The 10895-nt window shown below is 63.6% G+C and carries 10 protein-coding genes; 2 read left to right on the top strand and 8 right to left on the bottom strand.

What is annotated here, in order from left to right; translation table 11 throughout:
- Window positions 1-218: 218 nt before the first annotated feature.
- Window positions 219-965, top strand: coding sequence for an SDR family oxidoreductase (locus ACLEJU_RS22745; RefSeq protein WP_435423170.1), 747 nt, complete (start codon window positions 219-221; stop codon window positions 963-965).
- A 10-nt stretch (window positions 966-975) separates the two neighbouring features.
- Here the strand turns inward: ACLEJU_RS22745 and ACLEJU_RS22740 are convergent, their stop codons facing one another.
- From ACLEJU_RS22740 to ACLEJU_RS22720, 5 genes are all read right to left on the bottom strand, one after another.
- A complete protein-coding gene (locus ACLEJU_RS22740) occupies window positions 976-3036 on the bottom strand; it encodes a PAS domain-containing protein (RefSeq protein WP_435423171.1) in 2061 nt (686 codons plus the stop codon).
- Window positions 3037-3099: 63 nt separating this feature from the next.
- Window positions 3100-3924 (bottom strand): ATP-binding protein, encoded by an 825-nt coding sequence (locus tag ACLEJU_RS22735; RefSeq protein WP_435423172.1) that lies wholly within the window; start codon window positions 3922-3924, stop codon window positions 3100-3102.
- A 78-nt stretch (window positions 3925-4002) separates the two neighbouring features.
- On the bottom strand, window positions 4003-5412 hold the full coding sequence (gene mapR, locus ACLEJU_RS22730) for a GntR family transcriptional regulator MpaR (RefSeq protein WP_435423173.1): 1410 nt from the start codon (window positions 5410-5412) through the stop codon (window positions 4003-4005).
- Between the two features lie 39 nt (window positions 5413-5451).
- The gene (gene ccoG / locus ACLEJU_RS22725) at window positions 5452-6822 is read right to left on the bottom strand and encodes a cytochrome c oxidase accessory protein CcoG (protein WP_435423174.1); all 1371 of its coding nucleotides are present in this window, start codon (window positions 6820-6822) and stop codon (window positions 5452-5454) included.
- Between the two features lie 122 nt (window positions 6823-6944).
- Entirely contained in the window at window positions 6945-7184 is a 240-nt protein-coding gene (locus tag ACLEJU_RS22720) for a DUF3203 family protein (protein WP_435423175.1), read from the bottom strand.
- Window positions 7185-7440: 256 nt separating this feature from the next.
- Here ACLEJU_RS22720 and ACLEJU_RS22715 point away from each other — a divergent pair, with 256 nt between their 5' ends.
- A complete protein-coding gene (locus tag ACLEJU_RS22715; RefSeq protein WP_435423176.1) occupies window positions 7441-7959 on the top strand; it encodes an MgtC/SapB family protein in 519 nt (172 codons plus the stop codon).
- A 531-nt stretch (window positions 7960-8490) separates the two neighbouring features.
- On the opposite strand, the gene ACLEJU_RS22710 is transcribed toward ACLEJU_RS22715, so the two are convergent.
- The 3 genes from ACLEJU_RS22710 to ACLEJU_RS22700 form a co-directional block, all read right to left on the bottom strand.
- The gene (locus tag ACLEJU_RS22710; RefSeq protein WP_435423177.1) at window positions 8491-9390 is read right to left on the bottom strand and encodes a hydroxymethylglutaryl-CoA lyase; all 900 of its coding nucleotides are present in this window, start codon (window positions 9388-9390) and stop codon (window positions 8491-8493) included.
- A 14-nt stretch (window positions 9391-9404) separates the two neighbouring features.
- Complete coding sequence (locus tag ACLEJU_RS22705) at window positions 9405-9803, bottom strand: MerR family transcriptional regulator (RefSeq protein ID WP_060513138.1); 399 nt, start codon at window positions 9801-9803, stop codon at window positions 9405-9407.
- A 127-nt stretch (window positions 9804-9930) separates the two neighbouring features.
- The gene (locus ACLEJU_RS22700; protein ID WP_435423178.1) at window positions 9931-10809 is read right to left on the bottom strand and encodes a helix-turn-helix domain-containing protein; all 879 of its coding nucleotides are present in this window, start codon (window positions 10807-10809) and stop codon (window positions 9931-9933) included.
- Window positions 10810-10895 lie beyond the last annotated feature (86 nt).

Here is a 10895-nt window from a genome sequence, read left to right as displayed (position 1 = left end):
ACGCACCCTGGCCCTCCAGACGCCTGCGTTCGGCCTCCTGAAGTCGCAATTTGCGTCGCCTGAACTATCGCGCGCTAGAAGCAAAAGCAGAGCAAGAGCAAGAGCAAGAGCAAGAGCAAGAGCAAGAGCGTATCCATGACTGGGTTGAGGCGGGTCATTCCAATACGACGCCTTTTCCCCTATTGTCGAGCCTCCCATCCCAAACGATCGGCAGTCCCATGGAGAAAGTCATCGTGATCACCGGTGCCAGCCGTGGCATCGGTGCCGCCACCGCCCTGCAGGCCGCCCGCGAGGGCTACCGCATCTGCATCAACTACCACGCCGACGACCAGGCCGCCGAGGACATCCTCGCCCAGGTCCGCGCGCTGGGCGCCGAAGCCATTACCGTGCGTGCCGACGCCAGCGTCGAAGACGAGGTGATCCAGCTGTTCCACCGCGTCGACCAGGAACTCGGCCCGGTGACCGCACTGGTCAACAACGCCGGCACCATCGGCCAGCAAAGCCGTGTCGAGGACATGTCCGAGTTCCGCCTGCTCAAGGTGATGAAGACCAACGTCGTCGGCCCCATGCTCTGCGCCAAACATGCATTGCTGCGCATGTCACGCCGCAACGGCGGGCAGGGCGGGGCGATTGTCAATGTGTCCTCGGTCGCGGCGCGCCTGGGGTCACCCAACGAGTACGTCGACTACGCCGCCTCCAAAGGCGCGCTGGATACCTTCACCATCGGCCTGGCCAAGGAAGTGGCGGGCGAGGGCGTGCGGGTCAACGGCGTGCGGCCGGGTTACATCCATACCGGTTTCCATGCCCTTTCCGGTGACCCCGACCGCGTGAGCAAACTCGAACCCGGCCTGCCCATGGGCCGCGGCGGCCGCGCCGAGGAAGTGGCCGAGGCGATCCTCTGGCTGCTGTCGGACAAGGCCTCGTATTCCACTGGCAGCTTCATCGACCTGAGCGGCGGGCGTTGAAGGCTGCCCGTCAGGGCAGCTCATCTGCCAGCAGTTGACGCACTCGTTCGGCAAGGGCCTCTAGTTCGAAAGGCTTGGTCAGTACGCTGGTACCCTGCAGCAACTGGCCGTCGCTGAGCGCAGCACTTTCGTCGTAGCCGGTAATGAACAGCACTTTCAGGTCCGGGTACAGTTGCCGGCAACGCTCCGCCACCTGGCGACCATTGGGGCCGTCGGGCAGGCCGATATCGCTCAGCAGCAGGTCCGGTTGCTCGCACTGCTGCAGGTGCGCCAGCGCGGCAGAACCATTCTCGAAGGCCTCGACCTGGTAGCCCAGTTCTTCCAGCACCTCACCAACCACCAGGCGCAACGCTGCCTGGTCCTCCACCAGCACGATGCGTTGCCCGCCCGAGCTGCCGGCCAGCGGCTTGCGCGCAGGCGGCCGCGGGGCCGCAACAGGCTGTTGGTGGTGGCGTGGCAGATAGAGCTCGACCCGCGTGCCCTCGCCAGATGTGGAGTACAAGCGCAGCTGACCGCCAGACTGGCGCACGAAGCCGTAGGTCATCGATAGCCCCAGGCCGGTGCCCTGGCCCATTGGCTTGGTGGAGAAGAACGGGTCGATGGCCCGGGCCGCCACTGCCGCACTCATGCCACGACCGGTGTCGACCACGCTCAGGCGCACATAGTCCCCGGCGGCCAGCTCTAGCGGGCGTGCCTGCTCGCTGTCGAGCGTGATGTTGTCGCCCTGGATATCGATGCTGCCACCGCCTGGCATGGCGTCGCGCGCGTTGATGCACAGGTTGAGCAGGGCGCTTTCCAGTTGTGGTGGGTCGATGAAGGTTGGCCACAGCCGGGCGACGAAGCGGCTGCGCAAGGTAATCGACGGGCCGATGCTGCGGCGTATCAGCTCTTCCATACCGTTGACCAGCGCCGAGACCTCGGTTGAGCACGGTTGCAGGGTCTGCTGACGGGAGAAGGCCAGCAGCCGGTGCACCAGCGAGGAAGCCCGTTGCGCCGAGCTGCTGGACAGTTCGAGCAGCGGTGCCAGCTCTGCGTAGCGCTGCTGGCCCAGGCGCTGTTGCATCAGTTCCTGAGCATTGATGATGCCGCCCAGCAGGTTGTTGAAGTCGTGGGCGATACCGCCGCTGAGCTGGCCCACCGCCTCCATCTTCTGCGCCTGGCGCAACGCCTGCTCGGCCTTGGCCAGGCGTTGCTGCTCCTGGACTCGCTCGGTAATGTCATAGGCGAACAAGTAGGCGCCTTGCACGCCGCCGTCGTGGTCGCGCAAGGCGTTGAAACGCATTTCGTAATGGCGGGGCCCGAAAGCACCGATCTCGGTGAACTGTTCACCTGCCAGCGCCCGACCCCACAGGGCCATGATCAGCGCGCGCTCTCGCGAGTGGTCGCCCATCAATGTCGGCAGATGATCGCCCAGCTCTGGTGTGCGACCGTACAAGGCATGAAAGTCGTGCTTGGCCTGACGGTTGACGGCCAGCCAGCGCATGCCCGCATCGACCACATGCACGTTGACCACGCTATGTTCGACCAGCTCGGCAAACAGGCGGCGCTCGGCCAGGGCTGTGCTGACCCGCTGCTCCAGCTCTTCATTGAGCTGGTGAAGGGCCTGTTCGGCCTTGCGCCGCTCGGTAACGTCCTTGAACAACACCGCGACCTGGCGGCGCTCCGCCGGCTCCACGCGGAAGGTGGTCACCGACAGCACATGGCCCGTGGCAACCAGCTCCTGTTCGAACTGCAGTGGCTCGCCAGTGCGCAATACCGAACCGTAGCGGGCGACCCAGTCGTCCGCCTCGTCGGGCACCATCTCGCGCAGCTTCTGCCCGACCACGTTGGGGATGCCGGCATGCTTGGCGTAGGCGGCGTTGGCGAGGACATGCACGTAATCGCTGAGCGGGCCATGGGGGCCGTCGAAGAACTCAATGATGCAGAAGCCTTCGTCCATGGTGTCGAACAGAAATCGATAGATGTTCTGGTCCTGATCGGCGTATTGCAGCAGCTGGGTTTCCAGCTGCGCGTTACGCTGGCGCAGGGTTGCGATTTCCTGACGCAGGGCAAGCAGGTCGCGGTGGGGCATGGCGACGTCCGACAGAAATGAAGGGTCAGACTTTACCTGTCCGCACGGCGAGCGCATAGCGGGCTACAGCGGCAGGCGCTGATTTTCCAGTAACTGGGCGACGTGCTGGTTGAGTGCCGCCAGTTCGAACGGTTTGTACAGCACGGCGCAGTGCCCGCCAGGGCTGACGTCGACCCGGTTGTTGGCATAGCCGGTGATGTACAGTACTGCGACGGTGCCGGGGAGTTTCTGGCAGGCGACTGCTACCTGGTAGCCATCGATGCCGCCCGGCAGGCCGATATCGGTGATCAGCAGGTCCGGGCGCAAGCCTGCCTGCAGGGCTTCCAGTGCGCTGCGGCCATCGCTGAATGCATGCACAAGGTGCCCTTGGTCCTCGAGTACCTCGCAGATCAGCAGCCGCAGGATGTCCTGGTCTTCCACCAGCATGACCACCTGAGGCGCTGCGCGGGACTGTTGGCTTGGGGCCTGTGGTTGCGCGCATGCCCCGGCAGCGTCGCAGGAGGCCCGTGGCAAGTAGAGGTGGATGCAGGCCCCTTGCCCCGGTTCGCTGGCGATGCGCAACTGCCCACCGGACTGGCGCACGAAACCATACACGATCGACAGCCCAAGGCCTGAGCCCTGGCCCAGTGGCTTGGTGGTGAAGAAGGGTTCGCAAGCCCTTTGCAGCACATCGGCAGGCATGCCGATGCCGTTGTCGCCGACACTCAGGTGCAGGTAGGCGCCGGCAGTCAGGTCAAGCGCGCGTGCCTGCAGCTCATCGAGTTGGGCGTTCTCACTGGCGATACGCATTGTCCCCCCCAGCGGCATCGCGTCGCGGGCATTGATGCACAGGTTGAGCAGTGCGCGGATCGATCTGCACCAGCCACTGGCCGCTCTGGGTCTGGTCAATGACGAGTCATCAGGCAGCATTGCGGCGATCCAGCGTGTGGGTCGCCCAACTATAGCTGCACTTGTTCTGGCCTTCCTTCAGAACGAGCGAATGATGCGCCCCAGGGTTTCCATTGCGCGTTCGGCGGCCTCGTTCCACGGTGTGCCGTAGTTCAGGCGAATGCAGTTGCCGAAGCGCCGGGTTGGCGAGAAGATCGGCCCCGGTGCGATGCTGATGCCTTGGGCCAGGGCCATGTGGAACAGCTTCAGGGCGTCCATTTGTTCGGGTAGCTCCAGCCACAGGAAGTAGCCGCCGGAGGGCTGGCTGACGCGGGTCTGTGCCGGGAAGTGGCGGGCGATGGCGGCCAGCATGTTGGCCTGCTGCCCCTCCAGGGCGTAGCGCAGCTTGCGCAGGTGGCGGTCGTAGCCGCCGTGCTGCAGGTAGTCGGCGATGGCCGCCTGGGCCGGCATCGAGGCGCACAGCGAGGTCATCAGTTTCAGCCGCTCGATCTTCTGAGCGAAGCGCCCCGCGGCCACCCAGCCGATGCGATAACCCGGAGCCAGGCTCTTGGCGAACGAGCCGCAGTGCATCACCAGCCCCTGGGTGTCGAAGGCCTTCGCCGGTTTCGGCGCCTGTTGCGAGTAGTACAGCTCGGCGTAGACATCGTCCTCGATCAACGGCACCTGATGGCGGCGCAGCAGCTCGACCAGGGCCTGTTTCTTCGCCTCGGGCATGCTCGCGCCTACAGGGTTCTGGAAGTTGGTCATGCACCACACGGCCTTGACCGGGTGCTTGTCCAGGGTCTGGGCCAGTACCGCCAGGTCCATGCCTTCGCGCGGGTGCACCGGGATCTCCACGGCCTTGAGCTTGAGCCGTTCCAGCACCTGCAGGCAGGCATAGAAGGCCGGTGCCTCGATGGCCACCAGATCGCCGGGTTCGGTGACCGCCTGCAGGCACAGGTTCAGGGCTTCCAGCGCGCCATTGGTGATCAGCAGCTCGTCCATCGGCAACATCAGACCCCCGACCATATAGCGCAGGGCGATCTGCCGGCGCAGTTGCGGGTTTCCCGGTGACAGGTCGGTGACCACCATGCGCGGGTCCATGGCCCGGCTGGCACTGGCCAGCGAGCGCGACAGGCGCTGCAGCGGGAACAGTTCAGGGCTGGGGAAGGCCGAACCGAACGGCACGGTGCTCGGGTCCTTGATCGAGTCGAGGATGGAGAACACCAGGCCGCTGACGTCCACCTCGGTCGACTCGCTCAGTGGCTCCAGCGCCTGGGGCTCGCTGAACTGGCGCGGGGCGTGGGCGTTGACGAAGTAGCCCGAACGCGGCCGTGCGCGGATCAGCCCTCGGCGTTCGAGCAGGTAGTAGGCCTGGAACACCGTGGATGGGCTGACGCCGTGGGTCTGGCTGGCATAGCGTACCGAAGGCACGCGCTGGCCTGGGCCGAGCACCCCGGAGCGGATCAGTTCGGCAATGTCGTCGGCGAAGCGTTCGTAGCGTTTCATGGGAGCTCGGCAGGCAAGGTGAACAAGCAGTGTAAGGGATCAGCGGTTCAGTGGCGCCACGAAGCGGCTGCGGGCCACACTGCGCACGGCGGGCTGGTCGCTGTCGCGGATTTCGAAGGCCAGTTCCTGTGAGCTGCTGGCCGGGCGCTCGGCCAGCAGCGCTACCGACACCGGCAGCTCGCTCATTTCGCCGGCCGGAATGCTGAGCTCGGTGGTGCCATGCAGTTCGAAGCCCTCGGCATCGAGCAGGCTCAGGTGGTAACGCTGGGGCTGCGCGGTCTTGTTGATGACCTTCAGCAGGTAGATGTTCTCGATCTGGCCCTGGGCGTTCTCGCGGAACAGGCCGCGGTCCTTGATCACGTCCAGCGACACCATCGGGCGCAACTGCAGGGCCATCACCAGGGCGCCGATCATCAGCACCAGGGCAGCGACGTAACCCAGCAGGCGCGGCCGCAGCCAGTGGGTGGTGCCGCCTTGCAAGCTGTGTTCGGATTTGTAGCCAATCAGGCCGCGGGGGTAACCCATCTTGTCCATGACGTTGTCGCAGGCATCGATGCAGGCGGCGCAGCCGATGCAAGCCATCTGCAGGCCGTCGCGGATGTCGATGCCGGTGGGGCAGACCTGCACGCACAGGGTGCAGTCGATGCAGTCACCCAGGCCTTGGGCACGGGCGTCACTGCCTTTCTTGCGTGGGCCGCGGGATTCGCCGCGGCGCGGGTCGTAGGCCACGGCCAGGGTGTCCTTGTCGAACATCACGCTCTGGAAGCGCGCGTACGGGCACATGTGCAAGCACACCGCTTCACGTAGCCAGCCGGCATTGAGGTAGGTGGCCGCGGTGAAGAACAGCACCCAGAACAGTGCCACGCCGCCCAGCTGCAGGGTGAACAGTTCATGGGCCAGCGGGCGGATCGGCGTGAAGTAGCCGACGAAGGTCAGCCCGGTGAGCACGCCGATGGCCAGCCACAGGCTGTGCTTGAGCGTGCGCCGGGCCAACTTGTTCAGGCTCCACGGTGCGGCGGCAAGCTTGATGCGCTGGTTGCGGTCGCCTTCGGTAACCTTTTCGCACCACATGAACAGCCAGGTCCAGGTGCTTTGCGGACAGCTGTAGCCGCACCACACTCGGCCGGCGTAGACAGTGATGGCGAACAGCCCGAAGGCACAGATGATCAGCAAGGCCGAGAGCAGGATGAAGTCCTGCGGCCAGAAGGTGGCGCCGAAGATGTGGAACTTGCTGTCGGCCAAGTCCCACAGCACGGCCTGGCGACCGTTCCACTCGAGCCAGGCGGTGCCGAAGAACAGCACGAACAGCGCGCCGGCGAATGCAATCCGTAGCGTGCGGTACAGGCCGGTAAAGCTGCGGGTGTGGATGCCAGGGGTGGCAATCTGGATGGCATGGATTCTATCGGTCATGGCGTCGGTGCTCTTACGGCCTCGATCAGGCACGAGCACTATGGCCCCCGAACTGTTTTCAGCACAGTCTCAGGTTGGTCGATAAAAACCGTATCAGATTGCCGCCAAATGTTGCCGACGGCTTAGATAACGGAGCCTGGCGTGCTGGCCTTCAGGTGTCTGCGACTATCTACCGCACCGATCACGGTCAGCGCGTCGGCTTCGGCTTCGGTGATCGGGAAGCGCTCGCCGGCGAGGATGGCTACCGACATGTGCAGCTGTTCGTCGGTGATGATCTCGACTTCATGGCCTTTGCCTTCGATGCGCAGTTTGTCGCCGATGAGGGTGCAGTGTTGGGTGCTTTCTTCGATTTCGATGGGCATGGTCGGGTCCTCCGGAGGGCGGTTACAGCTTATGACCGCGGGCGGTGGACGGTTGCTGCATCAGGGTGCCGGGTGGGCACTTTACGGGGTGTGCAAGGGTCAACTTTCTTAGGTGCCTGTGCCGGCCTCTACGCGGGACAAGCCCGCTCCTACAGGAATCTGCAAGGGCTGCTTGTTGCGGAATACTGTAGGAGCGAGCTTGCCCCGCTAAGAGGCCGGCACAGACACAATATCCTCTCAGACTGGTACCTGATTAATGGAACTCATCTGGCAAACCATCCAGGCCGAATTCGCCGATGTCACCGATCAGAGCGAGGTCATCCGCATTCTCATGCGCCTGCTGATGGCTGCCATGCTCGGCGCCATACTGGGCTTCGAGCGCGAACACCGAGGCAAGTCCGCCGGGGTGCGCACGCACATGCTGGTATCGTTGGGCGCGGCGCTGTTCGTGCTGGCACCGAGCATGGCCGGTGCTGATGAGCAAGCCTTGAGCCGGGTGATCCAGGGTATCGTCGCCGGCATCGGCTTTCTCGGCGCGGGCACGATTCTCAAGGGTAACGGCCAGGACACCAGCCACGTCAAAGGCCTGACCACCGCTGCGGGGCTGTGGATGACGGCTGCCATCGGTACTGCTGCGGGCATGGGGCGAGAAGCCACGGCGCTGATCAGCACGGTACTGGCGCTGTTGGTATTGAGCACGATGCCGCTGGTGGTGGAGAAGGTCGAGGGGCAAGACGAGGAGAAGCAGAAAGAGGAGGAGGGCAGGAAGCACTGAGGGGAGCCGAAGCTCCCCTCAAAGCGTTGTTGCCTGCTCTTTTTTTATTATTGAGGCCGCCTTTTATTGTTTTTGTAGGCTGGCCTTGGTGTCGCGTGCGACCCCCATCCGGGGTCAAGAGCAAACGTATTTTTTTGAGCGCTGACTTGCTTTCATCCTGTGGATCCGAACCTGACTGCCGCTACCTTCAGGTAGTTTTATTGTTCTGTGTCAGTCCGCGGGGCGAACCCCTGAAAAGCCTGTCGACTCCAAAAAAATCTGCTTGCTGCGCCTCTGCCGTGTTGTTCTTGTTATGTCAGAGCCGTTACATGTTGTTTTTATTGGTTATCGCGTTTTTCTTGTTGTTGTACAAAACATATAGCAGGTGCCGTGCCAACTTTTCAAAATCCTTTAAAATCAAGGCGTTGGCTGAAAATGATGGAATCGGGTGACCTGAAAATCTGTCGATTTGTTTCCCTGTTACCCGATTTTTTGCTGAAAACTGTGGGAGCGGTAACACTCACCCACACTCATGTGACACCTGTATGAAACTCATTGTGCGCTGCGCGCACGTGCCACCCGCGAACCGTTGGCCCGGCCCAACACAGCGCTGATGCGCTGCCCGGCGGCGATCAGCCGGTCGAGGTCGATACCGGTCTCGATACCCAGCCCCTGCAGCAGGTACAGCACATCCTCGGTGGCGATGTTGCCGGTAGCGCCCTTGGCATAAGGGCAGCCACCCAGCCCGGCCACCGAGCTGTCGAACACGCTGATGCCTTCGAGCAGGCTGGCATACACGTTGGCCAGGGCTTGGCCGTAGGTGTCGTGGAAGTGGCCGGCCAGCTGCTCGCGGGGCACCACCGCCGACACCACCTCGAACAGCCGACGGGTGTCACCGGCCGTGCCGGTGCCGATGGTGTCACCCAGCGATACCTCATAACAGCCCATGTCGTGCAGGGCCCTTGCCACCGGTGCCACCTGTTCGGCGCTGACCTTGCCTTCATAAGGGCAGCCCAGCACACAGGACACGTAACCGCGCACCCGCACGCCGTGGCTGCGCGCGGCGTCCATGATCGGTTCGAAGCGCTGCAGGCTTTCGCTGATCGAGCAGTTGATGTTGCGCTGGGAGAAGGCCTCGGAAGCGGCGGCGAACACTGCCACTTCCTTCACCCCGGCTGCCAGGGCGTCCTCGAAACCGCGCAGGTTGGGGGCCAGGGCCGCATAGGTAACACCTGTGCGCTGGTGGATGCCGGCGAACACTTCGGCGGAGCCTGCCATCTGCGGCACCCATTTGGGCGAAACGAAGCTGCCGACCTCGATATAGCTCAGCCCGGCATCGGTCAGGTCGTCGACCAGGCGCACCTTGTCGGCGACGCTGATGGGTTGGGCTTCGTTCTGCAGGCCGTCGCGGGGGCCGACTTCGACCAGGCGGACTGTTGCGGGCATGGGCATGGTGGGGGTTCCTGTCAGCGTTTGTCGTTGTTGTTCAGGGTGGCAGCCAGGGCCTGTTCGCAGCGCTCCTGGGCGGTGTCCAGTTCCAGCTGCATCTGGTGGATGTCGAGCATCTGCTGTTCCAGCTGAGCGCGACGTTCGGCAATTTTCGCCAGCATGCTGTGCAACTGCTTGAGGTTGCCGCTGCTGGGGTCGTACAGCTCGATCAGCTCACGGCATTCGGCCAGCGAGAAGCCGATGCGCTTGCCGCGCAGGATGAGCTTCAGGCTGACTTTGTCACGGGCCGAATAGATGCGCTCCAGGCCACGCCGCTCGGGGCTCAGCAGGCCCTGTTCCTCATAGAAGCGGATGGCGCGGGTAGTGATGTCCAGTTCGCGGGAGAGGTCGGAGATGCTGTAGGTCTGGCTGCTCATGCTCGGGCTCGACGTGGGTATGCCAGTATCCTGAGGGCAGGTTGACGTTTACGTCAAGCAGCTGTGGCGGTGCTGATGGCCCTTTCGCGGGCAAGTCGGATCGCCGCATCGCCGCTCCCACAGCGGATCAGTCCGGCTGCACTGCACGCCTGTAGCCATTGGGCGTCTGCCCGCTCAGGCGCTTGAAGAAGCGGGCGAAGTAGGTCGGGTCGCTGAAGCCCAGGCTGTCCGACAGCTGGCCGATGCTCATGCGCGTATAGATGAGGTTGCGCCGTGCCTCCAGCAGCAGGCGCTGGTGGATGACCTGCAACGCGGTCTGCCCGCTCAGCGACCGGCATAGCTGGTTGAGCTGCAGGCTGGGGATGTTCAGGCGCGCGGCGAAGTCCTCGACCGACAGGTGTTCGCGGTAATGGGCCTCGACCAGCCGCAGGTACTGCCCGAGCAACTGCCGGTCACGTTCGTCGCGGTTGCGCGGGGCCTGCCCCAGTTGCTGGCGGCGGCTGATCCACACCATCAGCGCGGTCACCAGCGCTTCGAGCATGGTCGCCCGCGCGGGGGCGTTGCCCTGGTATTCCTGTTGCAACGTTTCGATCAGGCCGCGCAGCTGGATGCGGTCCTTGCCCAGCGGGTAACACGCCGCTTTCGCCAGTACCCCCAGCGGCGCGCCCAGGCGCTGTTCCAGGTCGGCCACCAGCGCGGTGCCGAAGGTCAGCACATGACCCTGGATATCGGCGCTGAAGCGAAAGCCATGCACGGTCAGTGGCGGCACCACTTGTATCGAGGCCTCAATAATTGTGCTGCGTACGCCTTCGATTTCCACCTGGGCCTTGCCGCGCTGGACATAGAGCAGCTGAAACAGCTCGGCGTGCTGATGCGGCTTGATCTCCCAGTGGTGCAGGCTGCTGCGTGCCGGGATCGACTCGCAATGCAACAGGTCGGTGCCGGACCAGTGCTGGTTTTCGCCATACAACTGGAACAGCGGAACGCCGGGGAGGGTGGATCTCATATGGTAATCGTCTGTCCGCTAATCGAACGTTTTTTGTAAAAGTGCATTTTTTGTATCGGATAACACACTTATTTGGCGGTTACAGC

Origin of the sequence: Pseudomonas sp. SMN11, assembly GCF_052041945.1 — a bacterium.
Classification (GTDB): Bacteria; Pseudomonadota; Gammaproteobacteria; order Pseudomonadales; family Pseudomonadaceae; genus Aquipseudomonas.
Note: the sequence above shows the minus strand (reverse complement) of the source record. Positions and strands in the feature narration are given on the sequence as shown.

What these genes read in the sequence shown, in the direction of transcription:
- ACLEJU_RS22715 (WP_435423176.1), top strand. Translation starts at nt 7,441, where the DNA reads ATGGAACTCATCTGGCAAACCATCCAGGCCGAATTCGCCGATGTCACC.
- mapR (WP_435423173.1), bottom strand. Translation starts at nt 5,412, where the DNA reads ATGAAACGCTACGAACGCTTCGCCGACGACATTGCCGAACTGATCCGC.
- ACLEJU_RS22710 (WP_435423177.1), bottom strand. Translation starts at nt 9,390, where the DNA reads ATGCCCATGCCCGCAACAGTCCGCCTGGTCGAAGTCGGCCCCCGCGAC.
- ACLEJU_RS22720 (WP_435423175.1), bottom strand. Translation starts at nt 7,184, where the DNA reads ATGCCCATCGAAATCGAAGAAAGCACCCAACACTGCACCCTCATCGGC.
- ACLEJU_RS22705 (WP_060513138.1), bottom strand. Translation starts at nt 9,803, where the DNA reads ATGAGCAGCCAGACCTACAGCATCTCCGACCTCTCCCGCGAACTGGAC.
- ACLEJU_RS22700 (WP_435423178.1), bottom strand. Translation starts at nt 10,809, where the DNA reads ATGAGATCCACCCTCCCCGGCGTTCCGCTGTTCCAGTTGTATGGCGAA.
- ccoG (WP_435423174.1), bottom strand. Translation starts at nt 6,822, where the DNA reads ATGACCGATAGAATCCATGCCATCCAGATTGCCACCCCTGGCATCCAC.
- ACLEJU_RS22745 (WP_435423170.1), top strand. Translation starts at nt 219, where the DNA reads ATGGAGAAAGTCATCGTGATCACCGGTGCCAGCCGTGGCATCGGTGCC.
- ACLEJU_RS22740 (WP_435423171.1), bottom strand. Translation starts at nt 3,036, where the DNA reads ATGCCCCACCGCGACCTGCTTGCCCTGCGTCAGGAAATCGCAACCCTG.